The 26,375-nt window shown below is 63.7% G+C and carries 21 protein-coding genes; 12 read left to right on the top strand and 9 right to left on the bottom strand.

Annotated elements, in window-relative coordinates; genetic code table 11:
- The first annotated feature begins 76 nt into the window (after positions 1-76).
- The 3 genes from topA to H040_RS02050 all read left to right on the top strand — a co-directional run bounded on the left by topA (position 77) and on the right by H040_RS02050 (position 3,677).
- On the top strand, positions 77-2,689 hold the full coding sequence (gene topA, locus H040_RS02060) for a type I DNA topoisomerase (RefSeq protein ID WP_027919555.1): 2,613 nt from the start codon (positions 77-79) through the stop codon (positions 2,687-2,689).
- Between the two features lie 188 nt (positions 2,690-2,877).
- Positions 2,878-3,393: a DUF6586 family protein gene (locus H040_RS02055; protein WP_027919556.1), complete on the top strand. Its 516-nt coding sequence runs from the start codon at positions 2,878-2,880 to the stop codon at positions 3,391-3,393.
- A gap of 50 nt (positions 3,394-3,443) precedes the next feature.
- Complete coding sequence (locus H040_RS02050; RefSeq protein WP_027919557.1) at positions 3,444-3,677, top strand: hypothetical protein; 234 nt, start codon at positions 3,444-3,446, stop codon at positions 3,675-3,677.
- A 39-nt stretch (positions 3,678-3,716) separates the two neighbouring features.
- Here H040_RS02050 and sulA read toward each other — a convergent pair whose 3' ends face one another.
- Both sulA and lexA read right to left on the bottom strand, forming a co-directional pair.
- Positions 3,717-4,193: an SOS-induced cell division inhibitor SulA gene (gene sulA, locus H040_RS02045; protein ID WP_027919558.1), complete on the bottom strand. Its 477-nt coding sequence runs from the start codon at positions 4,191-4,193 to the stop codon at positions 3,717-3,719.
- Positions 4,194-4,206: 13 nt separating this feature from the next.
- Entirely contained in the window at positions 4,207-4,815 is a 609-nt protein-coding gene (gene lexA / locus H040_RS02040) for a transcriptional repressor LexA (RefSeq protein WP_027919559.1), read from the bottom strand.
- A 222-nt stretch (positions 4,816-5,037) separates the two neighbouring features.
- Here lexA and H040_RS02035 point away from each other — a divergent pair, with 222 nt between their 5' ends.
- Genes H040_RS02035 through nagZ form a run of 3 tightly spaced genes read left to right on the top strand, consistent with a single transcriptional unit; the run spans position 5,038 to position 7,331 of the window.
- Entirely contained in the window at positions 5,038-5,745 is a 708-nt protein-coding gene (locus tag H040_RS02035; RefSeq protein WP_027919560.1) for a TetR/AcrR family transcriptional regulator, read from the top strand.
- 40 nt (positions 5,746-5,785) lie between these two features.
- The gene (locus tag H040_RS02030) at positions 5,786-6,310 is read left to right on the top strand and encodes a L,D-transpeptidase (RefSeq protein WP_027919561.1); all 525 of its coding nucleotides are present in this window, start codon (positions 5,786-5,788) and stop codon (positions 6,308-6,310) included.
- A 22-nt stretch (positions 6,311-6,332) separates the two neighbouring features.
- Positions 6,333-7,331, top strand: coding sequence for a beta-N-acetylhexosaminidase (gene nagZ / locus H040_RS02025; protein WP_177326715.1), 999 nt, complete (start codon positions 6,333-6,335; stop codon positions 7,329-7,331).
- Between the two features lie 288 nt (positions 7,332-7,619).
- Here the strand turns inward: nagZ and H040_RS02020 are convergent, their stop codons facing one another.
- From H040_RS02020 to mfd, 3 genes are read right to left on the bottom strand one after another with little or no spacing between them, the layout of a single operon-like run.
- A complete protein-coding gene (locus H040_RS02020; RefSeq protein ID WP_081784311.1) occupies positions 7,620-10,937 on the bottom strand; it encodes a DEAD/DEAH box helicase in 3,318 nt (1,105 codons plus the stop codon).
- A 1-nt stretch (position 10,938) separates the two neighbouring features.
- Positions 10,939-11,511: a CsiV family protein gene (locus H040_RS02015; RefSeq protein WP_027919564.1), complete on the bottom strand. Its 573-nt coding sequence runs from the start codon at positions 11,509-11,511 to the stop codon at positions 10,939-10,941.
- Between the two features lie 9 nt (positions 11,512-11,520).
- Positions 11,521-14,970: a transcription-repair coupling factor gene (gene mfd, locus H040_RS02010; RefSeq protein ID WP_027919565.1), complete on the bottom strand. Its 3,450-nt coding sequence runs from the start codon at positions 14,968-14,970 to the stop codon at positions 11,521-11,523.
- Positions 14,971-15,138: 168 nt separating this feature from the next.
- Between mfd and H040_RS02005 the strand changes: the two genes are divergently transcribed.
- From H040_RS02005 to sthA, 3 genes are all read left to right on the top strand, one after another.
- Positions 15,139-16,602, top strand: a complete 1,464-nt coding sequence (locus tag H040_RS02005) for a glyceraldehyde-3-phosphate dehydrogenase (RefSeq protein WP_027919566.1) — start codon at positions 15,139-15,141, stop codon at positions 16,600-16,602.
- Between the two features lie 236 nt (positions 16,603-16,838).
- On the top strand, positions 16,839-17,837 hold the full coding sequence (locus tag H040_RS02000; protein WP_027919567.1) for an FAD:protein FMN transferase: 999 nt from the start codon (positions 16,839-16,841) through the stop codon (positions 17,835-17,837).
- 202 nt (positions 17,838-18,039) lie between these two features.
- On the top strand, positions 18,040-19,434 hold the full coding sequence (gene sthA / locus H040_RS01995; protein ID WP_027919568.1) for a Si-specific NAD(P)(+) transhydrogenase: 1,395 nt from the start codon (positions 18,040-18,042) through the stop codon (positions 19,432-19,434).
- 48 nt (positions 19,435-19,482) lie between these two features.
- Here the strand turns inward: sthA and H040_RS01990 are convergent, their stop codons facing one another.
- A complete protein-coding gene (locus H040_RS01990) occupies positions 19,483-20,199 on the bottom strand; it encodes a glycerophosphodiester phosphodiesterase (RefSeq protein WP_027919569.1) in 717 nt (238 codons plus the stop codon).
- Positions 20,200-20,229: 30 nt separating this feature from the next.
- Positions 20,230-20,814: a PilZ domain-containing protein gene (locus H040_RS01985; protein ID WP_027919570.1), complete on the bottom strand. Its 585-nt coding sequence runs from the start codon at positions 20,812-20,814 to the stop codon at positions 20,230-20,232.
- 93 nt (positions 20,815-20,907) lie between these two features.
- On the opposite strand from H040_RS01985, the gene H040_RS01980 reads away from it, so the two are divergent.
- The 3 genes from H040_RS01980 to H040_RS01970 are packed head-to-tail and all read left to right on the top strand — an operon-like array spanning position 20,908 to position 24,150.
- Positions 20,908-22,158, top strand: a complete 1,251-nt coding sequence (locus H040_RS01980) for a lipoprotein-releasing ABC transporter permease subunit (protein ID WP_027919571.1) — start codon at positions 20,908-20,910, stop codon at positions 22,156-22,158.
- Positions 22,159-22,165: 7 nt separating this feature from the next.
- A complete protein-coding gene (gene lolD / locus H040_RS01975; RefSeq protein ID WP_177326708.1) occupies positions 22,166-22,849 on the top strand; it encodes a lipoprotein-releasing ABC transporter ATP-binding protein LolD in 684 nt (227 codons plus the stop codon).
- A 59-nt stretch (positions 22,850-22,908) separates the two neighbouring features.
- On the top strand, positions 22,909-24,150 hold the full coding sequence (locus H040_RS01970) for a lipoprotein-releasing ABC transporter permease subunit (protein ID WP_027919573.1): 1,242 nt from the start codon (positions 22,909-22,911) through the stop codon (positions 24,148-24,150).
- Positions 24,151-24,292: 142 nt separating this feature from the next.
- On the opposite strand, the gene H040_RS01965 is transcribed toward H040_RS01970, so the two are convergent.
- Positions 24,293-25,636, bottom strand: a complete 1,344-nt coding sequence (locus tag H040_RS01965) for a heavy metal sensor histidine kinase (RefSeq protein WP_177326709.1) — start codon at positions 25,634-25,636, stop codon at positions 24,293-24,295.
- Positions 25,636-26,316, bottom strand: a complete 681-nt coding sequence (gene cinR / locus H040_RS01960) for a two-component system response regulator CinR (protein ID WP_027919575.1) — start codon at positions 26,314-26,316, stop codon at positions 25,636-25,638. The genes H040_RS01965 and cinR overlap by 1 nt, the downstream gene beginning before the upstream one ends.
- Positions 26,317-26,375 lie beyond the last annotated feature (59 nt).

Here is a 26,375-nt window from a genome sequence, read left to right as displayed (position 1 = left end):
TCGCCACTATATATAGCGGTGCCGCGTCCGGCACCTGACGCGTTTTTCATCTTCAGATTCAGGAATACTCCGATCCATGGGCAAATCGCTGGTCATTGTGGAATCCCCGGCCAAGGCCAAGACCATCAACAAGTACCTGGGCAACCAGTACGTGGTGAAGTCGAGTATCGGCCATATCCGAGACCTCCCCACCAGCGGTTCGGCCAGCGCAAGCAAAGAGCCGGCCGCCAAGCGTGGCAAGGCCGCTGCGGGTGAGGCTCCGGCGCTGTCGCCGAAAGAGAAGGCTCGCCGCCAGCTGGTGGCGCGCATGGGCGTCGACCCCGAACACGGCTGGAAGGCCAAGTACGAGATCCTTCCCGGCAAGGAAAAGGTGATCGAAGAGCTGCGCCGCCTGGCCAAGGATGCCGACACCATCTATCTCGCAACCGACTTGGATCGCGAAGGGGAAGCCATTGCCTGGCACCTGCGCGAAGCCATTGGTGGTGACGACACCCGCTACAAGCGCGTGGTGTTCAACGAAATTACCAAGAAGGCGATCCAGGAAGCGTTCTCGCAGCCTGGCGAGCTGGACATCGACCGGGTCAACGCCCAGCAGGCGCGACGCTTCCTGGATCGCGTGGTGGGCTACATGGTCTCGCCGCTGCTGTGGGCCAAGATCGCCCGTGGCCTGTCTGCCGGCCGTGTGCAGTCGGTGGCGGTAAAGCTGGTGGTCGAGCGTGAGCGCGAGATCCGTGCCTTCGTACCGGAAGAGTACTGGGAAGTGCACGCTGACCTCGGTACCGCCAAAAACGCCAAGGTACGTTTCGAGGTGTCGCGCGAGAAGGGCGAGGCGTTCAAGCCGCTGAACGAAGCCCAGGCCATGGCCGCGCTGGAGAAGCTCAAGGCTTCCAGCTACAGCGTGATCAAGCGCGAAGACCGCCCGACCAGCAGCAAGCCGTCGGCCCCGTTCATCACCTCCACCCTGCAACAGGCCGCGAGCAATCGCCTGGGCTTCGGGGTGAAGAAGACCATGATGATGGCCCAGCGCCTGTACGAAGCGGGTTACATCACTTACATGCGTACCGACTCGACCAACCTGTCGGCCGATGCCCTGGACATGGCGCGCAGCTACATCGAGCGCGAGTTCGGCAAGCAGTACCTGCCGGAAGCCCCGTTGGTATATGGCAGCAAGGAAGGTGCCCAGGAAGCGCACGAGGCGATTCGCCCCTCCGACGTCAGCACGCACCCGACCAAGCTCAGCGGTATGGAGCGGGACGCTGAGCGTCTGTACGAGCTGATCTGGCGCCAGTTCCTGGCCTGCCAGATGCCGCCAGCGCAATACCTGTCCACCAGTGTCACCGTGGCCGCTGGCGACTTCGAGCTGCGTGCCAAGGGCCGCATCCTCAAGTTCGACGGTTACACCCGTGTACTGCCGCAACAGAGCAAGCCGGGCGAAGACGATGTGCTGCCGGAAATGGCCCAGGGCGAAGCGCTCAAGCTGATTCAGCTCGATCCGAGCCAGCACTTCACCAAGCCGCCAGCGCGCTTCACCGAAGCCAGCTTGGTCAAGGAAATGGAAAAGCGCGGCATCGGCCGCCCATCGACTTATGCGGCGATCATTTCCACCATCCAGGACCGCGGTTACGTCACCCTGCACAATCGCCGCTTCTACTCCGAGAAGATGGGCGACATCGTTACCGAGCGTCTGTCGGAGAGCTTCTCCAACCTGATGGACTACGGCTTCACTGCCGACATGGAGGAGAACCTCGACGACGTGGCCCAGGGCGAGCGCGACTGGAAAAACGTACTGGATGAGTTCTACGGTGACTTCAGCAAGAAGCTGCTGACCGCCGAGTCTGCCGAAAACGGCATGCGTGCCAACCAGCCGACCATGACCAACATTCCGTGCAAGGAATGTGGCCGGCCGATGATGATCCGCACCGCTTCCACCGGTGTGTTCCTCGGTTGCTCGGGTTACAGCCTGCCGCCGAAAGAACGCTGCAAGGCCACCGTGAACCTGGTGCCGGGCGATGAAATTGCCGCGGACGACGAGGGTGAGTCGGAGTCGCGCGTGCTGCTGGGCAAGCATCGCTGCCCGATCTGTGCCACGGCGATGGATGCCTACCTGTTGGACGAGAAGCACAAGCTACACATCTGCGGTAATAACCCGGATTGCGCTGGCTACGAGATCGAAGAGGGCAGCTACCGCATCAAGGGCTACGAAGGGCCGAGCCTGGAGTGCGACAAGTGCGGCAGCGAAATGCAGCTCAAGACGGGCCGTTTCGGCAAGTTCTTCGGTTGCACCAACCCAGCGTGCAAGAACACCCGCAAGCTGCTCAAGAGCGGTGAGGCGGCGCCACCGAAGATGGACAAGGTGGAGATGCCGGAGCTCAAGTGCGAGAAGGTCGACGACACCTACGTACTGCGTGATGGCGCTTCCGGGCTGTTCCTGGCTGCCAGCCAGTTCCCGAAAAACCGCGAAACCCGTGCGCCGCTCGTGCTGGAAATCGTGCCGCACAAGCATGAAATCGATCCGAAGTACCACTTCCTGTGCGATGCACCACAGAAAGACCCGGACGGGCGCCCAGCGGTGATTCGTTACAGCCGCAAGACCAAGGAGCAGTACGTGCAGTCTGAGGTCGATGGCAAGCCGACTGGCTGGAAAGCGTTCTACGAGGGTGGTGCGTGGAAGGTTGAAGACAAGCGCTGACCCCTCAGTGCTTTAATTGGGGCCGCTTTGCGCCCCTTCGCGGGCAAGCCCGCACCCACAAGTACGGCACCGCCTCGCGGGCTGGTGCTATGCCTGTGGGGGCGGGCTTGCCCGCGAAGGGGCGCAAAGCGGCCCTAATCATTTATGATGCAGTCATCCGCCTTGCAGCCTATGGGAGGTCATTCGAAATGGCCCAGGAACTCTACACTCGCACCAACCAGAAACTGTTCTTCGCAGGCCTTGCCCTCGAGTCGATGGCCAAGGCCGAACAGAGCCAGGCCATGAATGCTCAAGGCTTGGTCCAGGCCGAGCGAGAGTCGGCGCTGTTTCACCTGTACGGTGCGCTGCTGGGGCTGTGTCATGAAATAGGTGGCTTCTACCGCCTGCCCGTGGTGGCTTCAGTCGAGCAGGCGCTCGCCGATGATGCGCTGAACACCATCGCCATTCCTGAAGTTGCGGAAATGCTCGAGCTGGTTCGCCAGCGCGAAACTTGGTTGGCGCAACTGCTTGTTGCTTATGCCGATTTGTTCCGACCACCGGTCGCGAAAAAAACGCCAAAAACCGACGTCACCCAACCCTTGATTCAGGCCGTCAACCTTGATGAGCCCGAGCATCCTGCGTTGTCGAAGGAAGAGCTGGAAAGCTGGCGCAATAACCTCAAAGGCTTGGTGAGACGTTTCCGCGACGCGTTGAGTGAGTGCTGACAGCTGCAGTGGCTGGTACACTAACGGCCTTTCGTGGAGAACTGCCCTATATGTCTACGTCGTTTCTGGAAATTGTCGAGTTGCCTGATGGCCGTATCGAGCTGCGTCGCGCCGAGGATGAAGGCTCCCTGGTAACCCTGGATTTCTCGGAAGACGCGAAGGCGTTCCTGCAGGGTCAACATGTCGAAGTCGCCAAGGCCATGCTGAGCGTTGGTGTGCAGATGGCAGGTCGCCTGGTGGATGGTGAGCTGGAGCGCGACGAAGGGCCGCGCGTGCTGCACTAAAGCGTCGGCTTGCACTACTTCATAGGCAAAGCCTGGACATCAGCCGAGGCGGATGTTCAGGCTTTGTGCATTTCCGGCACTGGCTGCGCGTACCAGTTGTTGGCGGGAGGTAGCGTTGACGCTGCCCAGCCAGCTGACCACGGTGTGGCTTAGGCCCAGGCGCAGTGCTTCACAGGCCAGTTGCAGTGCGCTCTGATTGCTGCGGGGATGCAGCAACAGGATCCGTTCGCGGTTGAGCCCTGCATCGCGCAGCCAGGCCTGGGTCAGGCTGGCAGGCGGGGCGATCAGGGTCAGCCAGCGGGCTTCCTGCTCTTCACTCAACTCGCGCAGGACCGGAGCCAGCAGGCTTTGGCAATGTTCGGGGGCGCCACGCAGGGACAGTTCGCTGAACAGCTCCGGATGGATGCCTTTGCGTGCCTGCTCGCTGGCCTTCAGGCCTGGCAGTACCGGCTGGGCGAGGAATGCTTCGAACAGTGGAAGCTGGACCTGCTGATGTGCTTGGATGGACTGCTGCATGACGCCTCCTGGATCAGCGGCGAATAACGCCGACACTCAAACCCTCGATCACCATGTCCTGTTCTTTCAGGTCGACTTCGATGGGGGCGAACTCGGGGTTTTCAGCGATCAGCCAGACCTTGCTGCCTTCACGCTTGAAGCGTTTGACGGTCACTTCATCGCCGATGCGGGCGACGACGATCTGGCCGTTGCGGGCCTCGCGACAGGTATGCACTGCCAGCAGGTCGCCGTCGAAGATGCCGACATCCTTCATGCTCATGCCGTGCACACGTAACAAATAGTCGGCGCGGGGGTGGAAGAAGGCCGGGTTGATGTTGCAGGATTGCTCGATGTGCTGCTCGGCGAGGATCGGTGCGCCAGCGGCGACCCGGCCGATGATCGGCAGGCCGTTTTCTTCGGCCTTGGCTTCAAGGCCGGGGATGCGGATGCCACGGGATGCGCCCGGGGTCATTTCAATCGCACCTTTGCGGGCGAGGGCCTTCAGGTGCTCCTCGGCGGCGTTCGGCGATTTGAAACCCAGCTCTTGAGCGATTTCCGCACGTGTCGGTGGGAAGCCGTTGTCTTCGAGGCAGCGTTTGATGAAAGCCAGGATCTCGGCTTGGCGTGGCGTCAGTTTCAACATGGCAGGCGCTCTGTCTTTTTATACAGTGACTGGAATTATATACAGTACTGCGGTAGCTGCAAGCTTCAAGCGGCAAGAAAAAGCAGCTGCCAACCCTCTTGTGGCTTGCAGCTTCCAGCTAGCCCCTTTTAAATGGCGACCGCCCAGTCACCGAGCCTTGACAGATGCAGGCCTGAAACGTATGTTTCAAACACCTGTTTGTCTCTGTCTGGCGGAGTTGTGATGGCCCAATCTGAAACCGTTGAACGCATTCTCGATGCTGCCGAGCAGCTGTTCGCGGAAAGAGGCTTTGCGGAAACCTCATTGCGGCTGATTACCAGCAAGGCCGGGGTCAACCTCGCAGCGGTCAACTATCATTTCGGTTCGAAGAAGGCCCTGATCCAGGCGGTCTTTTCGCGCTTCCTCGGGCCGTTCTGCGCAAGCCTCGAACGTGAGCTGGAACGGCGTCAGGCCAAGCCCGAGCAAAAGCCCAGCCTCGAAGAGCTGTTGGAAATGCTGGTGGAGCAGGCGTTGGTCGTGCAGCCGCGCAGCAACAACGACCTGTCGATCTTCATGCGCCTGTTGGGCCTGGCCTTCAGCCAGAGCCAGGGCCACCTGCGGCGCTATCTCGAGGACATGTACGGCAAGGTGTTCCGCCGCTACATGCTGCTGGTCAATGAAGCCGCACCGCGCATTCCGCCGCTGGAGCTGTTCTGGCGCGTGCACTTCATGCTGGGTGCTGCGGCGTTCAGCATGTCCGGCATCAAGGCGCTGCGCGCCATTGCCGAGACGGATTTCGGTATCAACACCTCGATCGAGCAGGTCATGCGCCTGATGGTGCCGTTCCTGGCCGCCGGCATGCGCGCCGACAGCGGCGTCACCGATAACGCCATGGCCAGCGCCCAGCTGCGCCCGCGCAGCAAGGCCGGTAGCGCCACCGCCAAGGCCTGAAGGCTGGGCGGGGCAAGGCGCTTCGGCTAAGCTAGCGCCCATGCCTGACCTCGATTTCCTGCACATCTCCCTTGCCGGCCAGCGCCTCTACGGCTTTGCCCGGGGGCATTTGTGCGTGCGTTTCGCGGTATCCACCGCTCGCAATGGCGCAGGTGAGCGCAACGGCTCGGGTTGCACGCCACGTGGGCTGCACCAGGTGCGTGCGCGGATTGGCGCTGGCTTGCCGATGAATGCCGTGCTGCAAGGCCGGCGCTGGACGGGCGAGGTGTGGTCGCCCGCGCTGCATGCGCAGCACCCTGGGCGTGACTGGATCCTCTCCCGTATCCTGTGGCTCAGCGGCTGCGAGCCGGGCATCAATCGCCTGGGTGGCGTTGACACCTTTCGCCGTTTCATCTACCTGCACGGCACGCCCGACACGGAACCCTTGGGCGTGCCGCTGTCCCATGGCTGCATACGTTTGCGTAACACCGATCTGCTTGTCCTGTTCGAGCGTGTTCCGGCTCATTGCCCGGTGCGCATCGACGAGGCCGCTTGCCCCCAGTGGGCTTCACTGAATCTGCAATGAAGGATTGCCTATGACCGCCAGCCTGCAAGGCTCCCTGATGGTGGATATCGCCGGTAAATGGCTGACTGCCGAGGATCGCCAGCTCCTGCGTCAGCCGGAAGTGGCCGGCCTGATCATTTTTGCCCGCAACATCGACAGCCCGCGCCAGGTGCGCGAGCTGTGCGCCTCGATCCGGGCCATCCGCCCCGACTTGATCCTTGCAGTCGACCAGGAGGGCGGGCGGGTGCAGCGCCTGCGCCAGGGCTTCGTGCGCCTGCCGGCGATGCGCGCCATTGCCGACAATGCCAATGCCGAGTACTTGGCGGAGCAGTGCGGCTGGCTGATGGCTAGCGAAGTGCTGGCAGTCGGCCTGGACCTCAGCTTCGCTCCGGTGCTCGACCTCGATCACCAGCGCAGCGCGGTGGTAGGCAGCCGCGCCTTCGAGGGCGACCCGCAGCGCGCCACGCAGTTGGCCGGGGCCTTTATCCGGGGCATGAATGCTGCGGGCATGGCGGCCTGCGGCAAGCACTTCCCGGGGCACGGCTGGGCCGAAGCGGACTCGCATGTGGCGATTCCTACCGACGAGCGCAGTCTCGAGCAACTTCGCCAGGCGGACCTGGTGCCATTCTCCCGTCTGAGCGGGCAGCTGGCGGCGGTGATGCCGGCGCATGTCATCTACCCGCAGGTCGACAACCAGCCGGCCGGGTTCTCACGGCGCTGGCTGCAGGACATCCTGCGTGGCGAACTGGGCTTCGATGGGGTGATCTTCAGTGACGACCTGTCCATGGCTGGTGCGCATGTGGTCGGCGATGCTGCCAATCGCATCGAGGCTGCGCTGAGTGCCGGTTGCGACATGGGCCTGGTGTGCAATGACCGGGCTGCGGCGGAGCTGGCGCTGACTGCGGCGCAGCGCTTGAAGGTCAAGCCTTCGCCGCGGATTGCGCGGATGCGTGGGCGTGGCTTTGCCAGGACGGATTACCGGCAGCAGCCGCGTTGGCTGGAGGCCCTGGGGGCGTTGAAAGAAGCACAGTTGGTTGATTGAGCCGAAGCGTAGGGGTTGAGTTATCTGGGGCTGCTGACATCGAGCGCCGCCCGCGCGGCGCATCGCGGATAAATCCGCTCCTACATTTGTTTCAACGTGGCCGAACCTGACAGGCCATGGTTGCCAGCCTTGGCGCATGTCTTGAGCCGTGCAGACCGGCTGACAACCATGGCCTGTCAGGCATGGCCACGTTGCAACAAATGTAGGAGCGGATTTATCCGCGATGCGCCGCGCGGGCGGCGCTCGATATCACAGGCGTCAAACTCTAAAGCCATACACCCGATGCAATCACCGCCCCCGCTTGCCAGGCAAGGGGGCAAACAGCGCATCGATTTCTTCATCGCCAAGCCGCCACTGCCCCGCCTGCCCGCCATCAAGCAGGCTTGCTGCCAGCGCGGCTTTCTCCTGCTGCAATGCCTGAATCTTCTCTTCTACCGTGCCCCGGGTAATCAGCTTGAACACGAATACTGGCTTGTCCTGGCCAATCCGGTAGGCGCGGTCGGTTGCCTGGTTCTCGCTGGCCGGGTTCCACCACGGGTCGAAGTGGATAACGGTGTCGGCCGCCGTCAGGTTCAGCCCTACACCGCCAGCCTTGAGGCTGATCAGGAACACCTCGCTGTCGCCCTGCTGAAACTGTTGCACCGGCGTGCGCCGGTCGCGGGTGTCGCCGGTGAGCAGGCTGTAGCGGATCTTGCGTTTTTCCAGCTCCTGCTCGATCAGCGCCAGCATCGAGGTGAACTGAGAGAACAGCAGGACCCGGCGCCCCTCGCTGAGCAGCTCTTCGAGCATCTCCAGCAGCGCGCCGAGCTTGCCCTTGTCGGCCTGGTTGCCTTTGGTCTCGACCCCTTTGACCAGGCGCAGGTCGCAGCACACCTGGCGCAGCTTGAGCAGGGCGTCGAGGATCACGATCTGGCTGCGCGCCGCGCCATTGCGGGCGATTTCGTCGCGGACCTTCTTGTCCATGGCCACCCGTACCGCTTCGTAGGTATCGCGCTGGGCATCGCTGAGTTCGACCCAGTGCACCATTTCGGTCTTGGCCGGCAGCTCGGTGGCAACCTGTTCCTTGGTGCGGCGCAGCAGGAACGGGCGCACCCGGCTGACCAGGTGGGCCAGGCGCTCGCTGTCGGCGTGGCGTTCGATCGGGGTACGGTAATCCTGGTTGAAGCGTTTCACGTCTCCCAGCCAGCCAGGCATGAGAAAGTGGAAGATCGACCACAGCTCGCCCAGGTTGTTTTCCATCGGCGTGCCGGTCAGGCACAGGCGTTGATTGGCCTGCAGTTCGCAAACGGCGAGGGCGGCCTTGCTGGTGCTGCTCTTGATGTTCTGTGCCTCGTCCAGCACCAGCACATGCCAGGTTTGCGCGCGCAGGTGCTCCAGGTCGCGCGGTACCAGGGCATAGGTGGTGAGCACCAGGTCGTATTCGTGCAGCTTGGCAAAGTGCTTGCTGCGGCCCGGGCCGTGCAGGGCCAGCACGCGCAGGCCGGGGGCGAAGCGTTGGGCTTCGTCGAGCCAGTTGGGCACCAGGCTGGTGGGCATCACCGCCAGTGCCGGGCCGGTCAGGCGGCCGGATTGTTTTTCCAGCAGCAGGTGGGCCAGGGCCTGCAGGGTCTTGCCCAGGCCCATGTCATCGCCAAGGATGCCGCCGGTGCCCATTTCGCGCAGGGCCTGCAGCCAGTTCAGGCCTTGCTGCTGGTAAGGGCGCAGGGTGGCGTTGAGCCCGCTCGGCACTTCGACCTGCAGGTCGCGGGCATCGCGCAGGCGCCGGCCGAGGTCGCGCACGTGGGCGCCGCCCTCCCAGTGCAGCGGCAGGTGCTCGATGTCGTTCAGGCGCGCGGCGTCGGCACGGTCCATGCGCAGGGTAGGGCCAACCACGTCCTCGTGCAGGTAGAGCTCGCCGAGGGTGCCCATCACCGCCTTGATGCGGCCGTAGGGCAGGGCGACGCGCAGCGCCGGGCTGTCGAGCCTGCCGCGGTTGAGGTCGATCAGCAGGTGCTCGTCATCGCTGCGCCGCGCAAGCTCGCTGGGGCGCAGCAATTCAGGGTTGCTGCGCAGCAGTTGCAGCACGATCGGCAGCAGGCTGTGGCGCTGGCCTCCGACCACGATGCCCAGCTCCAGGTCGAACCATTCATGCCCGGGGGCTTCGTCAATGCTGGCGTACCAGTCGTCCACCTCTTGCAGGTTGAAGGCGAAGTCGCGGTGAATGTCGATGTCCCACCCGGCTTCGCGCAAGCGTGGCAGACCATCCCGGGCGAAGCGCAGCCAGGCCTCGTCGTCGGGCAGCTGGAGCATATCGCCGGCGCTGTCGGGCAGGGCCTTGCTCTGCCGGGTGGCGGGCTTGAAACCGAGGTCGCGCAGCACATTGCGCAGTGCCTGTTCGGCCAGGGGCTGGCGGCAGATACGCTGGCTGGTGCTGCCAACCAGGCGGGCCAGGGGCTTGTCGTCATTGCCAGTGGCACGCATCCCGTCGTAGTCAAACGACAGCGCGGCACGATGCTGCATCTGGCGCTGCATGCGGCCGGTCTTGGGCATGTAGGCGCTGAATTCCAGGCTGCCCAGTGTCAGGTGCCCTTTGGGTTGCGTGTCATCGATGTGTTCAGTGCTGACTGAAGTGGGTGTGGGGACTTGGCGGTTCAAGGCGTTCAAGCGGTGGCTCAAGGGTACGACCAGATGTTCCGGAACGACGGGCGCGCGTGCGAGCTGACTGGCGATGAAAGGGTCCAGGTCATGGCGTAGCTTGCCCAGTTGATGGGTGGCACGGTTGATGTAATGCATCGGCTCCAAGGGCAATGTCAGCAGTTGCGAGTGATCGCCATGGAACCAGGCGCCACGGTAGCTGCCGTCCTCCAGCCTGAGCCAGCGGAACTCGCCTTGCAGCTCCGGCCCTTCGATCAAAGGCTCAGGGTCGGCTTCGACGTGCAGGCGCCCGGTCGCCAGTGCGAAGCCGAGTATTTCTGCACCTTGTTTGCCTTGCAGATCCACGACCGGGCGCATTGCCCGGCTGCTGGCATCAATCAGGCGCAGCAGGCGGGCGTCGTTATCTGTCACGTAGCGGGGCGGGTAATAGATCAGTTCAGGCATCGAAGTGATCTTGCCGAACTTCAATGTTCCGTCAGCTTGGCGCGTGCCTTTGACCGCCTCCAGCGTGCAATGCTGTTGGCCTGCATGAACCTGATAATGCAAGGCCGGGCCTTTGCGCGCCGGCCCGGGATCTGCGGGAGGCTGGCCAGTGGCTTGAAGGCTTTCGACCCATTGATCAAGCGCTGGTGAAAGGGCGTCGTTTTGCGCACTCGGCGCCTCGGCCCTGCCTTCGCCATGCTGCACATTCAGCAACACGGCGACGCAATGCTTGCAATTGTGGCCAACCGGGCAGCTGCAGCGCCCGAACACCCGCAGTTCGCTGCCGGCCACTACCAACTGGATTTCCTGTTGGTAGTGCTCACCGGACGAGCCGAGGCAGGTGGCTTCGATGTGCTTGTCATGGATCGACAGGACTTGCGTGCGCCCTTGCCTGGCGTAGTCGCGTCCACGGTTCAGTGCACCGCTCTGGATATGCTCGACCCAGCCTGGGTGAGCCCTCAGCAGTTGCCGCGCATCGCTGTCGCTCACATCACTGCTCCATCATCTCCGGGTCCATCACTGGCATCTTCGGGGTGCCCGGTGCGGTGACCTTGAGCAGCAGTGCCAGGTGGCCGCCATCGAGGAAGGTCAGTTGGCCGCTTTTCATGTTGCTGTTGCTCTGCTTGAACTGCTCGCTTTGCAGAACGTTGCCGTTGCTGTCGAGCTGGTTGACCCAGAAGTTGGCGGCCACGGCGATGAAGCGACCTTCGGTGATGCTCAGGTTGCCTTCGATCGGGAAGTGCCCGAATTGCTCTGCACCTGAACCCAGCGCGATGAGGCTCGGCTCGCTGCCGACCGGTTGCTGCCAGGCCTTGTGCAGCAGCACGGTGTAGTCGGCGGTGGCCTCCAGCCGGGTGGCCTCGTCCTGCAGCGCCAGTGGGCGTTCGGCGTTTTTGTCCAGGCGTGGGGCGCCCGCGCTCCAGTCTTCCGGGGCGAACGGGCTGGTGAAGGCGGGCACGCTGTTCTGCCGCACCAGAAGCATTTCTACCTGATACATACCTTCGGCGAAGGCGGCTGGCGCGAACAGCGCGAGCAGCAGGGTCAGGCAACGGATGGCACGCATGGATCTTCCTTAGGCAGGCTGTGGGGTCAGGCGCTCGAACAGCGCCTCCAGGGTATTGAAGCGTTCTTCGGGGCGTTCCATCGGTACCAGGAAACGGAACTGCGTTGCGCCTTCGAACTTGTAACGTTTGGGCTGGCCCTGGATCAGCTTGATCAGGGTCAGTGGGTCGACTGGGGTCTCGGCCTCGAATTCGAGCTTGCCGCCGTTGGGGCCGGCGTCGACTTTCTTGATGCCGAGCGTTTCTGCCTGCAGCTTGAGCTGGGTCAGGCGCATCAGGTTCTTGGTCGGCTCGGGCAGCAGGCCGAAGCGATCGATCATCTCTACTTGCAGGTCCTTGAGGCCTTCTTCATCGGCCGCCGAGGCGATGCGCTTGTAGAGGATCAGGCGCGCGTGGACGTCGGGCAGGTAGTCCTCGGGGATCAGTGCCGGCAGGCGCAGGTTGATCTCCGGGCCGCCGCCCAGCGGCTGCTCGAGGTTAGGCTGGGTACCTTTGCGGATAGCCTTGACCGCGCGCTCGAGCATTTCCATGTACAGGGTGAAGCCTACGGCCTGGATCTGCCCGCTCTGGCCTTCGCCGAGCAGCTCGCCGGCACCGCGGATCTCCAGGTCATTGGTGGCCAGCACGAAGCCGGCCCCCAGGTCCTGGGTGTTGGCGATGGCTTCCAGGCGTTTTTCGGCGTCAGCGCTGATCTTCTGCCGCTGCGGTGTCAACAGGTAGGCGTATGCCTGGTGGTGGCTGCGCCCGACACGGCCACGCAACTGGTGCAACTGGGCCAGGCCGAACTTGTCGGCGCGCTCGATGACGATGGTGTTGGCACTTGGCACGTCGATGCCGGTCTCGATGATGGTCGAGGCGATCAGTACGTTGAAGCGCTTGTGGTAGAAGTCGCTCATCACCTGTTCCAGTTCGCGCTCGCGCATCTGCCCGTGGCCGATGCCGATACGCGCTTCCGGGACCAGTTCGGCCAGTTCTGCGGCGCACTTCTCGATGGTTTTCACGTCGTTGTGCAGGTAGTACACCTGGCCGCCGCGCAACAGCTCACGCAGCAGTGCTTCCTTGACCGTGCTCTTGTTCTGCTCCATGACGAAGGTGCGCACCGACAGGCGACGCGCCGGTGGGGTGGCAATGATCGACAGGTCGCGCATGCCCGCCACCGCCATGTTCAGCGTGCGCGGGATTGGCGTAGCGGTCAGGGTGAGGATGTCCACTTCGCTGCGCAAGGCTTTGAGCTGCTCCTTCTGGCGCACGCCAAAGCGGTGTTCCTCGTCGATGATCGCCAGGCCCAGGTCCTTGAAGCGCACGTCATCCTGCAGCAGCTTGTGGGTGCCGATGAGGATGTCGATTTTGCCTTCGGCAAGGTCCGCGGCGGCGGCGGCCACTTCCTTGGCCGACTTGAAGCGGCTCATCACCTCGACCTTCACCGGCCATTCGGCGAAGCGGTCGCGGAAGCTGTTGTAGTGCTGTTGGGCGAGCAGGGTGGTCGGTACCAGCACTGCCACCTGGCGGCCGCTGTGCACGGCGATGAAGGCAGCGCGCATGGCCACTTCGGTCTTGCCGAAGCCGACGTCGCCGCATACCAGGCGGTCCATTGGCTTGGGCGCCAGCATGTCGACTCGCACCGCCTCGATGGCCGCTTGTTGGTCAGGTGTTTCCTCGAACGGGAAGCCTGCGCTGAAGGTGGCGTAATCGGCAGCCGGGTCGGCAAAGGCATAGCCCTTGCGCGCCGCGCGCCGGGCATAGATGTCGAGCAACTCGGCCGCCACGTCGCGGACCTGTTCGGCGGCCTTGCGCTTGGCTTTCTGCCAGGCTTCGGAGCCCAGCCGGTGCAGTGGCGCCAGGGCGTCATCGCTGCCGGTGTAGCGGGCGATCAGGTGCAGGTTGGCCACTGGCACATAGAGCTTGGCGCCTTCGGCGTATTCCAGGGTGAGGAACTCGGCAGCCTGGCCTTCGATTTCCAGGGTGGCCAGGCCCAGGTAGCGGCCCACGCCATGGTCGATATGCACCACCGGCGCGCCTTCACGCAGCTCGGTGAGGTTCTTGATGACCGCGTCGTTGGCTGCCTCGCCGCGTTTTTCACGGCGCCGGCGCTGCATCACGCGCTGGCCGAACAGCGGGCTCTCGGCAACCAGGGCGATGGCCGGGTCGTCCAGCAGCAGGCCGTCGTCCAGCGGGGCGATGGTGATCGCCAGGCGTTCGCGGCCGGTGATGAAGTCAGCCCAGCTGTCGACCGTCTGCGGGCGCAGCTTGAGGCGTTCGAGCAGCTCCAGCAGCACCTCGCGGCGGCCCGCCGATTCGGCGGTGAACAGCACGCGGCCGCTGAACTGGTCGAGGAATTCGGCCAGCGCTGCCAGCGGCTGATTGGCCTTGGCTTCGATGGCCAGGTTGGGCAGGGCACGTGCGGGGAAGCGCTCACGACCGGCGCCGGCTTCTATTTCGTCGGCGCTGACCACCACCCGTGGCCATTGCTTGAGCTGGGCGAAGCAGTCTTCCACGGGCAGGAACAGTTCGGCTGGCGGCAGCAATGGGCGGGTCAGGTCGCCACGGCGCTCTTCATAGCGCCCGCGCACGTCGTTCCAGAAGTGCTCGGCAGCGTGTTCGACACCTGGCAGCGAGAACACCTGGGTGTTGGCGGGCAGGTAGTCGAACAGGGTCGAGGTTTCTTCGAAGAACAGCGGCAGGTAGTACTCGATGCCAGCGGGGATGATGCCGCTGGCCAGGTCCTGGAAGATCGCGCTGCGGCGGAAGTCGACATCGAAACGCTCGCGGAAGCGCGCCTTGAAGCGGGTCACCTCTTCCTTCTGCATGGGGAACTCGCGCGCCGGCAGCAGGCGGATCGAGTCGACCTTGTCGATCGAACGCTGGGTCTCCGGGTCGAAGGTGCGCAGGGTTTCGATCTCGTCATCGAACAGGTCGATGCGATAAGGCAGCTTGCTGCCCATCGGGAACAGGTCGATCAGTGCGCCGCGCACGGCGAATTCACCATGCTCGTAGACCGTGTCGACGCAGCGGTAGCCTGTGGCTTCCAGGCGCGTGCGCATCTGCTCGACGTCGATGGTCTGGCCCACGTCAAGCACCAGGCTGCTGCCGAGCAGGAAGCGCGTCGGTGCCAGGCGGTGCAGGGCAGTGGTGATCGGCACCACAAGAATGCCATGGCTCAGCTCCGGCAGCCGGTAGAGGCTGGCGATGCGCTGGGAAATGATGTCCTGGTGCGGCGAGAACAGGTCGTAGGGCAGGGTTTCCCAATCGGGAAACGGCAGCACCGGCAGGTCCGGGGCAAAGAAGCGAAGCTCCTGTTCCAGACGATCGGCCGCCTGGCTGTCGGCGGTCAGCAGCAGGGTGAAGCGGCCTGCGCTGCTGGCAGCCTCGGCGATGGCCAGGCTGAGGGCGGCACCGGGCAGGTTGCCCCAGGTTTGTTTGCCGGCCGTGGCCGACATTTGCGGAAGGCGCAGAACTGACACGGGAGATTGCACTCCAAGCGTTGCGGCAAAGACGTCGATTGTACCGGTGACAGTGCCTGCTGTCAGGCTCGACAGGCCATGAACAGCGGGCTTTGCCATCGGCGACAGGCGCTCATTGCCGGTTACGCGCAGGGGCGTCATAATGTAGCCCCTTTTTTCTGTCCCTACATGTGGAAGGTTCCCGTGACTCAGAAGCCCGACCAGTGTCTTGGTGAGTGGATCGATCGTGAAGCTCTGGCTGAAGCGATGATCCCGCTTATCGGTCAGCTCTACCGCAACAACAATGTGGTGAGCTCGATTTATGGCCGTAGCCTGATCAACCGTTCGGTTATCTCGATCCTCAAAGCCCACCGCTTTGCGCGTCACCGTCAGTCCGACGAGACCGAACTGTCCGTACACGAGACATTCCCCCTGCTCAAAGCCATGAGCGAGCTGAAACTGGGCGCCGCTTCGGTCGACCTGGGCAAGCTGGCAAACAAGTTCAAGCAGGAAGGCAACGGCCGCACTGCCGAGCAGTTCGTCCGTGAAGAGCTGGCCGACGTGGTTGGCCAGCAGAACGCTTCGGCCCGCAAGGGTACCGATGTCGTCCTGTACGGCTTCGGCCGCATCGGCCGCCTGCTGGCGCGCATCCTGATCGAGAAGACCGGTGGTGGCGACGGCCTGCGCCTGCGCGCCATCGTCGTGCGCAAAGGCGCCGAGAACGACCTGGTCAAGCGTGCCAGCCTGCTGCGCCGTGACTCGGTGCATGGCCCGTTCGATGGCACCATCACCATCGACGAAGCCAACAACACCCTCACCGCCAACGGCAACCTGATCCAGATCATCTACGCCAAGAGCCCGAGTGAAGTCGACTACACCCAGTACGGCATCGACAACGCGCTGATCGTCGACAACACCGGCGTATGGCGTGACGCCGACGGCCTGGGCCAGCACCTGGCCTGCCCGGGCGCTGCCCGCGTGATCCTCACCGCACCTGGCAAGGGCGCGCTGAAGAACATCGTGCACGGCATCAACCACGGTGACATCACTGCCGATGACAAGATCATCTCGGCAGCTTCCTGCACCACCAACGCCATCGTGCCGGTGCTCAAGGCCATCAACGACCAGTACGGCATCGTCAATGGTCACGTCGAGACCGTTCACTCGTTCACCAACGACCAGAACCTGATCGACAACTTCCACAAGGGCAGCCGCCGTGGTCGTGCCGCGCCGCTGAACATGGTCATCACCGAAACCGGCGCCGCCACTGCTGCCGCCAAGGCGCTGCCAGTGCTGAAAGGCAAGCTGACCGGTAACGCCATTCGCGTTCCGACGCCGAACGTTTCGATGGCCATTCTCAACCTGAACCTTGAGAAGCCGACCAGCCGTGACGAAATCAACGAGTACCTGCGCCAGACCGCCATGCACTCGGAGCTGCACAAGCAGATCGACTACGTCAGCTCGCAGGAAGTGGTTTCGACCGACTTCGTAGGTTCCCGCCACGCCGGTGTGGTGGATGCCGAGGCGACCATTGCCAACGACAACCGCGTTGTTCTGTACGTCTGGTACGACAACGAATTCGGCTACAGCTGCCAGGTGGTTCGCGTGATGGAAGAGATGTCGGGTGTGAACCCGCCAGCGTTTCCACGCTGATCCGCTTGTAAGCGCATGAAAAAACGGGAACCTTCGGGTTCCCGTTTTTTTTGCCTGGCATTTTCCGTGCTGGCGCGGTCATTGTAGGCGCGGCCGGGCTGCGCAGCAGCCCCGGCATTTCGGATGTCACACTCAAACCCTGGGGCCGCTGCGCGCCGATTTCCGACCGGTCCGGCGCCCCGGCAAGGCCGCGCACTACAATGACTGTGCAGGCATGCAGAACCGAGAAATCCCGATTGCGCACAGCCTTACTGATCATCCTGATGCTTCTCACTGCCTGCAACCAAGGCCCGACCTTGGAACGCCTGGGCGGCCCGACCATGGGCAGCAGCTACAGTGTCCAGTACGTCCGCGAACCCGGCGGCCCGGCACCGGCCCAGGTCCAGGCGGCGGTCGAGACCCTTCTCAACGGCATCGATCAGCATTACTCGACCTACCGCGGCGACTCCACTGTCAGCCAGTTCAACCGGCTGCCCCCCAACCAGTGCATGGCCTTGCCGCCCGATATGCTCGAACTGGTCGCCTTCGGCCAGCACCTGGCCGCACTCAGCGATGGCGCCTACGACCTTACCGTCGAGCCCCTGCTTGACCTCTGGGGCTTCGGCCCGCAGGCCCGTCACGAGCAGGTGCCCGACCCACAGGCGCTGGCCCAGGCTCGCCAGCGCGTCGGCTACCGCCACCTGCGCATCGACGGCCAGGCGCTGTGCAAGGATGCCCCAGTGCAACTGGACTTCAACAGCATCGCTGCCGGCCACGCGGTCGACCTGATCGCCGAACGCCTGCGCGCCATGGAGGTGGCCAGTTTTGTCGCTGAAGCCACCGGCGAGCTCAAGGCCGTAGGCCGCAAGCCCGACGGCAGCCCCTGGCGCATCGCCTTGGAGCTGCCCCGCGAAGACCGCCAGATCGCCCGCCAGATCATCCCGGTCAATGGCCTGGGGGTATCGACCTCGGGTGACTATCGCCACTATTTCGAGGAGAATGGCCGGCGCTATTCACATACCTTCGATGCCCGCCTGGGGCGCCCGGTCGACCACGACCTGGCCGCGGTCACCGTGCTCGATGCCTCTGCGCTGCAGGCTGATGGTTATTCGACCTTGTTGCTGATCCTGGGGCCGGAGCGCGGCTGGGATTTCGCCGTGGCCCATGATCTGGCTGCGGTTTTGGTGACTCGGGCCGAGGCTGGCTTCGTCTCCCGAGCTACCCCCGCATTCGAACGGGCGGTGAAAGGCGATTGAAAGCGTTGGCAGGGATGATCGCCTCCAGGGATCGGTGAATGACATGTAGTGCAGGCAAAATTGGCCTACGACGCGACCAAGGGTTAATGTGCGCGGCGTTCACGCTTGATTAGACTGCACCCGAATTTTCTCATGGCGCCCCGGCGGCATGATCGAGTCCCGCGGGTAACCGTAACCCCGGGCCAGTTCTGAAGGAGTACGCATGGCTGTCTACAACTACGACGTAGTGGTGCTGGGTTCCGGCCCGGCCGGTGAAGGCGCGGCAATGAACGCCGCCAAAGCGGGGCGCAAGGTGGCAATGGTCGACAGCCGCCGTCAGGTCGGCGGCAACTGCACTCACCTGGGCACCATCCCGTCCAAGGCGCTGCGTCATTCGGTGCGGCAGATCATGCAGTTCAACACCAACCCGATGTTCCGTGCCATCGGCGAGCCGCGCTGGTTCTCCTTCCCGGACGTGCTCAAGAGTGCCGAGAAGGTCATCGCCAAGCAGGTCGCCTCGCGTACCGGCTACTACGCCCGTAACCGCGTCGATGTGTTCGTCGGCACCGGCAGCTTCGCCGACGAGCAGACCGTCGAAGTGGTCTGCCCCAATGGCGTGGTCGAAAAACTCAATGCCAAGCACATCATCATCGCCACCGGCTCGCGCCCTTACCGCCCGGCCGACATCGACTTCCACCACCCGCGCGTCTACGACAGCGACACCATCCTCAGCCTCAGCCACACCCCGCGCAAACTGATCGTCTACGGCGCTGGCGTTATCGGTTGTGAGTACGCCTCGATCTTCAGCGGCCTGGGCGTGCTGGTGGAACTGGTCGACAACCGCGGCCAGCTGCTGAGCTTCCTGGATTCGGAAATTTCCCAGGCGCTGAGCTACCACTTCAGCAACAACAACATCACCGTACGCCACAACGAGGAGTACGAGCGGGTCGAGGGCCTGGACAATGGTGTGATCCTGCACCTGAAGTCGGGCAAGAAGATCAAGGCCGACGCCTTGCTGTGGTGTAACGGCCGTACCGGCAACACCGACAAGCTGGGCCTGGAAAATATCGGCATCAAGGTCAACAGCCGTGGCCAGATCGAGGTCGACGAGGCCTACCGCACGACCGTGCCGAACATCTACGGTGCCGGTGACGTGATCGGCTGGCCGAGCCTGGCCAGTGCCGCCCATGACCAGGGCCGTTCGGCCGCTGGCAGCATCGTCGACAACGGCAGCTGGCGCTTCGTCAACGATGTGCCGACCGGCATCTACACCATTCCGGAGATCAGCTCGATCGGCAAGAACGAGCAGGAGCTGACCCAGGCCAAGGTGCCGTACGAAGTGGGCAAGGCGTTCTTCAAGAGCATGGCGCGCGCGCAGATCGCTGGCGAGCCACAGGGCATGCTGAAGATCCTGTTCCACCGCGAAACCCTGGAAATCCTCGGCGTGCACTGCTTCGGCTACCAGGCTTCGGAAATCGTTCACATCGGCCAGGCGATCATGAGCCAGCCGGGCGAGCAGAACAATCTGAAGTACTTCGTCAACACCACGTTCAACTACCCGACCATGGCCGAAGCCTATCGGGTAGCTGCCTACGACGGCCTGAACCGGCTTTTTTAAGCGGCTCCGGCCGGTGGCCTGAGCCGGTCGGGGAGACCGATTTCAGCCCTACCCGAGGGTGGTCTTGGCCAAACCGGGAAAGTCTGTAATCAGGCTGTCCACGCCAAAGTCAGCGAGCCGGCGCATCAGTGCCGGTTCGTTGACCGTCCACACCGACACATGCAACCCCTGGCCCTGCGCCTTGAGCAGGCGCTCGGGGGTGCACAGTGTCCAGTTCAACGCCAGCAGCTCGCAGTCGTAGTTCTGCGCGACCTTCAACGGGTCGAGCCAGGCGTATTCGGCAACCAGCCCACGCTTCACATCCGGTACCAGCTCCAGGGCAGCGCCCAGCACTTCGCGTGAGCTCGAAGTGATGGTCACTTTGTCCAGCAGGCCGTACTGTTGCGCCAGTTCGCGAATCGCCAGCACAGTGGTGGCGGCACGGGTGCGCGAGGCGCTCTTGACTTCCAGCTGCCAATGCTCGAAGGCGCACTTCTCGAACAGTTCTTCCAGCTTCGGAATGGGGCAGGGCTGCACGTGCCCGGGGCCGCCCTTGCGGGCATCAATGCGGATCAGGTCGGCGGCCGGGTGCTCGACCACCTTGCCGCGCCGGCCGGTGGTGCGCTTGAGGGTAGGGTCGTGGATCACCATCAGCTCGTTGTCGGCCGACAGGTGCAGGTCCAGTTCGCAGCGGTTCACGCCGTGGGACAGGCACTGCTGAAAACTCTTCAGGGTATTTTCGGGGGCTTCGCCCTTGGCGCCGCGGTGGCCATAGATCAGGGTCACATTCGTTCCTTCAAATCAGGGTGGTAGGGCTCAGGAGGCGGGGCCGTCTTGTTCCAGCTGCTGGCGCCGTTGCTGCTGTTGGCGTTGCAGGATGTAACGGGCCAGCAGTTGCCGTTGGGCATCGGTCATGTCGGTGAATTCCGTGCCGACCTCGAATTCGCCGCCCGGGCGCGGGTCGCAGTGGGTGACCTTGCCGCGCAGCAGCAGGCCGTGGGCGCGTGGCATCAGCACCATCTTCACCTTCACCCGGGTGCCTGGGGCGATCTGCTGGCGTTGCGCGAATTCGATGCCACCTTCGGAGATGATCACCCGCTGTGGCTGGCCGATTTCACCGAGCAGGGTTTGCGCGACCACGGCGCTGAGCAGGTCGAGGCGTTTGTTCTGCGCCCGCAGGAAGGCTGCCAGGGTGCGGTCTTTCTCACTCAGCTGGCGCAGCAGGTGCTGCGACTCGAAGTCGGACAGGTGCAGCTCGCTGAGCAGGTTGAACAGCGGTGAATCATCCTGCAACAGTTCTGCCTCAAGGGCTTCGGCCGCGCTGAGGGGGCTGATTTCCAGTGCGATCCGATCTTCGATGCGGTAGTATTCGCGGCGATCTTCTTCGTCTAATGTCGTCATGGCGAACCCATGGTTGCGGCGGTGGTCCGAGTGTAAAGCCGCCGTAGGCGCCTCGCCACAAGGACGTTCCCTTTCATCCGAACAAGCCCCGACATGTTCAGACCTCTTTTCGCATTCATCGGTACGCGTTACACCCGTGCCAAGCGCCGTAACCACTTCGTCTCGTTCATTTCCCTGACTTCGATGATCGGCCTCGCCCTGGGCGTGGTGGTGATGATCGTGGTGCTCTCGGTCATGAACGGTTTCGACCACGAGATGCGTACCCGCGTGCTGGGCATGATCCCTCACGCCACGCTGGAGAGCGGCCAGCCGATCAACGACTGGTCTGCCCTTGCCCAACAAGTAAAGCAGAATCCGCAGGTGCTGGCGGTCGCCCCGTACACGCAGATGCAGGGCCTGCTGACCCATGACGGCAAGGTGCAGAAGGTGTTGCTCAACGGCATCGACCCGGCGCGCGAGCGCGAGGTGTCGATCATCGACAACTTCATCCAGCAGGGCAGCCTCGACAAGCTGGCGCCGGGCGAGTGGGGCATCATGATCGGCGACAAGGCCGCAGCCAAGCTGGGCGTGACCATCGGCGACAAGCTGACCTTCGTCGCCCCCGAGGTCAGCGTGACCCCGGCCGGCATGTTCCCGCGCATGAAGCGCTTCACCGTGGTCGGCACCTTCCACGTTGGCGCCGGCGAGATCGACGGCTACCTGGGCCTGACCAACATCACCGACCTGTCCCGCCTGCACCGCTGGAAGCCGGACCAGGTGCAGGGCCTGCGCCTGAAGTTCGACGACTTGTTCCAGGCGCCGCGAGTGGCCTGGAGCATCGCCCAGCAGCTGGGCGACCAGGAATACTACAGCCGCGACTGGACCCGTACCCACGGCAACCTGTACCAGGCAATCCGCATGGAGAAGGCCATGATCGGCCTGCTGTTGCTGCTGATCGTGGCGGTGGCGGCGTTCAATATCATTTCTACCCTGGTGATGGTGGTCAACGACAAGCGCGGTGACATCGCCATCCTCCGTACCCTGGGCGCCACGCCCGGGCAGATCATGCTGATCTTCATGGTCCAGGGCACGGTGATCGGGGTAATCGGCACGCTGATCGGCGCCGTGGTCGGGATCGTCGCTGCGCTGAACGTCAGTGCGGTGATCGCCGGCATCGAGAAGCTGATCGGGCACAAGTTCCTCAACGCCGACGTGTATTTCATCGATTACCTGCCGTCGCAGATCCAGGCCCAGGACGTGTACATGGTCTGCGGTGCGGCGCTGGTCCTGAGTTTCTTCGCCACCCTGTACCCGGCCTGGCGTGCGGCCCGCACCCAGCCTGCAGAGGCGCTACGTTATGAGTGAGTCGCGCATGAGTGATAAAGCCGTTCTGAGTTGCCGCAACCTGGGCAAGTCCTACGACGAGGGCCCGGAGTCGGTGCAGGTGCTGTCCGGGCTCAACCTGGAGCTGCACGCCGGTGAGCGCGTGGCCATCGTCGGTAGCTCCGGCTCTGGTAAAAGTACCTTGCTCAACCTGCTCGGTGGCCTCGACCGCCCGACCCAGGGCAGCGTGTGGCTGGCCGGCGAGGAGCTGTCGGCCCTTGGCGAGCGTGCCCGCGGCCTGCTGCGCAACCGCGAGCTGGGCTTCGTTTACCAGTTCCACCACCTGCTGCCAGAGTTCACCGCGATGGAGAACGTGTGCATGCCGCTGCTGATCGGCCGCACCGCCATCCCGGAGGCCCGTGAGCGTGCCGAGGCACTGCTCAAGCGGGTTGGCCTGAGCCATCGCCTGCACCACAAGCCGGCTGAGTTGTCCGGCGGCGAGCGCCAGCGTGTGGCAATCGCCCGGGCTCTGGTCAACCGCCCCGGCCTGGTGATGCTCGACGAGCCGACCGGCAACCTCGACCACCATACCGCCCAAGGCATCCAGGAACTGATGCAGGAGTTGTCCAGTGCGTCGCGCACCGCCTTCCTGGTGGTGACCCACGACCTCAACCTGGCGCGCCAGATGGACCGCGTATTGAAGCTCGACGACGGCCACCTGGTGGCGATCTGAGCGAGTGCACGGGGTGGCAGCGTCGCCCCGTTTTCCCGTTTTAATTGGGTGTTTCCTACATGTTCAGACCCTTGCCCATCTTCATTGGCGCGCGCTACACCCGGGCCAAGCGCCGCAACCACTTCATCTCGTTCATCTCGATGACCTCGATGATCGGCCTGTCGCTGGGCGTGCTGGCGATGATCGTGGTGCTGTCGGTGATGAACGGCTTCCAGCGCGAAATGAGCTCACGCATTCTCGGCCTGGTCCCCCATGCCTCGATCCTTGGCGTGCAGCCGCTGGACGACTGGCACAAGGCCGCCGACGCTGCGTTGCAGAATCCGGCAGTGATGGCCGCGGCGCCGATCACCGAGATGGAAGGCATGCTCTCGTACAAAGGCGCAATGCAGCCGATCCAGGTCAGCGGCATCGACCCGGCCGAAGAGGGCAAGGTGTCCATCGTTGGCCAGCATATCGTTCAGGGCCGCCTGCAGGACCTGCAGCCAGGTGAATATGGCGTGGTCATCGGCGAGCTCACCGCGCGCCGCTTCCGTCTCAATACCGGCGACAAGCTGACCCTGATCGTGCCGGAAATCAGCAAGGAACCCGGTGGCATCACCCCGCGCATGCAGCGCCTGACCGTGGTCGGCATCTTCAAGGTCGGCGCCGAGCTGGATGGCTCGCAGGCCTACATGCACGTCGCCGACGCCGGTGAAATGCAGCGCTGGGCACCAGGCCGGGTGCAGGGCGTGCGCCTTAAGCTGCATGACCTGTACGCCGCGCCGCAGGTATCCAAGGCCATCGCGGCCGGCCTGGGCGATGGCTATCGCGCCGACGACTGGTCGCACACCCAGGGCAGCCTGTTCAGCGCGATGAAGATGGAAAAGACCATGATTGGCCTGTTGCTGCTGATGATCATCGCGGTGGCGGCGTTCAACATCATCGCCACATTGGTGATGGTGGTGAACGACAAGGGGCCGGACATTGCCATCCTGCGTACCCTGGGCGCCACGCCGGCACAGATCATGGGCACGTTCATGGTCCAGGGTAGCCTGATCGGCATTGTCGGCACCTTGATCGGCGGTGTGCTGGGGGTGATCGCTGCGCTCAATGTCAGCCAGATCGTCGGTTGGCTGGAGCGGGTGAGCGGGCAACACATCTTCACTTCAGATGTGTACTTCATCAGCAGCTTGCCGTCCGAACTGCAAGGCGGGGATGTGCTGATGATTTGCGCGGCGGGGCTGGTGATGAGCTTCCTGGCGACCATCTACCCGGCTTATCGGGCGTCGCAGGTGCAGCCGGCGATAGGCCTGGCAGTTTGATGTTTGTTTGAGATTCCGGGGGCGCTTTGCGCCCCTTTCGCGACACAAGGCCGCTCCTACAGGATTACCGATATCGTCAGGATTGAGATAGTCCTGTGGGAGCGGCCTTGTGTCGCGAAAGGGCTGCGCAGCAGCCCCCATTTCACCGAGTTTCAGGTAGTTCGATTACAAACCTTGTCCAGCCATCCTGGCTCTGCGCCCGAATGCTCCCTCCATGGGCCTGCACGATCGACCGGGTAATCGCCAGCCCCAGCCCCGCATGCTCGCTGCTGCCTTCCCGCCGCGCCGGGTCCACCCGATAGAAACGATCGAACAGCCGCGGTAGTGCCGCCGCTTCAATTGCCGCCCCGGTATTGGCCACGCAAATCCGCAAGCCTGGCTCCAGCGTCACCCGTATCTGCCCACCTGCCGGCGTGAAGCGCAGGGCATTGTCGAGCAGGTTCGACAGGGCCCGGCGCAGCATATGCCGGTCGCCCTGCAACATCGCCTGGCCCTCGCGCAGCAGCTGCACTTCATTGTCCTCGGCCAGCGGCGCGTAGTACTCCAGCAATGCATCCACTTCATCGTGCAAGGCCAGCGCCGTCTGCCCCGGGACCAGCAGGCCGTGGTCGGCCTTGGCCAGGAACAGCATGTCGTTGATCATTTGCGCCATCCACTGCAGTTCCTCGAGGTTGCCATGCAGTGCCTCGCGGTATTCCTCCAGGCTGCGCGGACGGGTGAGGGTAACCTGGGTGTGGGTCAGCAGGTTGGACAGCGGCGTGCGCAGTTCGTGGGCGATGTCGGCGGAGAATGCCGACAGGCGCTGGAAGGCGTCGTCCAGGCGTTGCAGCATGGCGTTGACGGTAGTGGCCAGTTCCGCCAGCTCTTCAGGCATCTGCGCCACCGGCAGGCGCGTGGTCAGTGAGCGCGCCGACACGCTGGCGGCCACCCGGCCCATCTGGCGCAAGGGGCGCAGGCCGCTGCGCGCGGCCCAGGCGCCGAGCAAGGCAGTGGCCAGGGCCGACAGCCCGACCGTGAGCCAGATCAGGCGCTGCATGCCTTGCAGGAAGTGCTGGTGATGGGTGATGTCGAGAAACAGCGTCAGCCGCGCAGCGGTGTGGTTGTCTGGCGCTGCGGCCAGGCTGCGGTAATCGACGCCGTCTGCGTGCAGGGTTGTCAGCGCGGATGCCGGCGGTGTACCAGGCAGGCCGTCGCGGCTGGCGAACCAGTTCGCACCGTCGGGGCCATCAATGCGCAGTGCCAGGTCAGCCTGGTGGCTCAGTTCGTTGCGCAGGGCTGGCAAGCGGGCTTGCAGTTGCTCGGGGCTCTTCAGGCCGGCGAGCTGGCTGCGAAACAGAGAAAGGCGCGACTCCAGCAGTTGCTGGTCCAATTCGACGAAATGCTGCTCGCTGGCACGGTTGAACAGCAGCCCAGCGCCCAGCGACACGGCGGCGGTACAGGCGGCAAACAACAGGGCCAGGCGCGTGCCGAGGGAAAGCCTGCGCATCAGTCGTGGCGCTCTTCGAGCACGTAGCCCATGCCGCGCACGGTGTGGATCAGCTTGTTCGGATGCGGGTCGTCGATCTTCAGGCGCAGGCGACGCACCGCCACTTCGATGACATTGGTATCGCTGTCGAAGTTCATGTCCCACACTTGCGAAGCAATCAGCGATTTGGGCAATACCTCGCCCTGGCGACGCAGCAGCAGTTCGAGCAGGGCGAACTCCTTGGCGGTCAGGTCGATGCGCGTGCCGGCCCGTTCGGCGCGGCGGCGGATCAGGTCCAGGCGCAGGTCGGCCAGGGTCAAGGTGGTGTCCTGGTTGGGGCTGGCACCGCGGCGCAGCAGGCTGCGCACCCGGGCCAGCAGCTCGGAGAAGGCGAACGGCTTGACCAGGTAATCATCGGCCCCCAGTTCCAGGCCGTGCACGCGGTCCTCGACGGCGTCGCGGGCGGTGAGGAACAGCACCGGAGTGTCCAGCCCGGCAGTGCGCACGGCCTGCAGGATCTGCCAGCCGTCACGCCCGGGCAGCATCACGTCGAGGATCAGCAAGTCGTGGTCGCCGGTCAGGGCCAGGAACTGGCCGGTTTCGCCGTCGCTGGCCAGCTCGGTGGCGAAGCCAGCTTCGCTCAGGCCCTGGCTGAGGTACTGGCCGGTGCGGGCCTGGTCTTCGACGATCAGCAGTTTCATGCTCAATCCACAATCAGAGGGTTGACGCGGTTCCCTGTAGGAGCGGGTTTACCCGCGAA

This window comes from Pseudomonas sp. URMO17WK12:I7 (assembly GCF_003269045.1).
GTDB lineage: Bacteria > Pseudomonadota > Gammaproteobacteria > Pseudomonadales > Pseudomonadaceae > Aquipseudomonas > Aquipseudomonas putida_J.
Note: the sequence above shows the minus strand (reverse complement) of the source record. Positions and strands in the feature narration are given on the sequence as shown.

Coding starts and splice junctions, on each gene's coding strand:
- topA (WP_027919555.1), top strand. CDS start 77: ATGGGCAAATCGCTGGTCATTGTGGAATCCCCGGCCAAGGCCAAGACC.
- H040_RS02055 (WP_027919556.1), top strand. CDS start 2,878: ATGGCCCAGGAACTCTACACTCGCACCAACCAGAAACTGTTCTTCGCA.
- H040_RS02050 (WP_027919557.1), top strand. CDS start 3,444: ATGTCTACGTCGTTTCTGGAAATTGTCGAGTTGCCTGATGGCCGTATC.
- sulA (WP_027919558.1), bottom strand. CDS start 4,193: ATGCAGCAGTCCATCCAAGCACATCAGCAGGTCCAGCTTCCACTGTTC.
- lexA (WP_027919559.1), bottom strand. CDS start 4,815: ATGTTGAAACTGACGCCACGCCAAGCCGAGATCCTGGCTTTCATCAAA.
- H040_RS02035 (WP_027919560.1), top strand. CDS start 5,038: ATGGCCCAATCTGAAACCGTTGAACGCATTCTCGATGCTGCCGAGCAG.
- H040_RS02030 (WP_027919561.1), top strand. CDS start 5,786: ATGCCTGACCTCGATTTCCTGCACATCTCCCTTGCCGGCCAGCGCCTC.
- H040_RS02015 (WP_027919564.1), bottom strand. CDS start 11,511: ATGCGTGCCATCCGTTGCCTGACCCTGCTGCTCGCGCTGTTCGCGCCA.
- H040_RS02005 (WP_027919566.1), top strand. CDS start 15,139: ATGTGGAAGGTTCCCGTGACTCAGAAGCCCGACCAGTGTCTTGGTGAG.
- sthA (WP_027919568.1), top strand. CDS start 18,040: ATGGCTGTCTACAACTACGACGTAGTGGTGCTGGGTTCCGGCCCGGCC.
- H040_RS01985 (WP_027919570.1), bottom strand. CDS start 20,814: ATGACGACATTAGACGAAGAAGATCGCCGCGAATACTACCGCATCGAA.
- H040_RS01980 (WP_027919571.1), top strand. CDS start 20,908: ATGTTCAGACCTCTTTTCGCATTCATCGGTACGCGTTACACCCGTGCC.
- lolD (WP_177326708.1), top strand. CDS start 22,166: ATGAGTGATAAAGCCGTTCTGAGTTGCCGCAACCTGGGCAAGTCCTAC.
- H040_RS01970 (WP_027919573.1), top strand. CDS start 22,909: ATGTTCAGACCCTTGCCCATCTTCATTGGCGCGCGCTACACCCGGGCC.
- H040_RS01965 (WP_177326709.1), bottom strand. CDS start 25,636: ATGCGCAGGCTTTCCCTCGGCACGCGCCTGGCCCTGTTGTTTGCCGCC.
- cinR (WP_027919575.1), bottom strand. CDS start 26,316: ATGAAACTGCTGATCGTCGAAGACCAGGCCCGCACCGGCCAGTACCTC.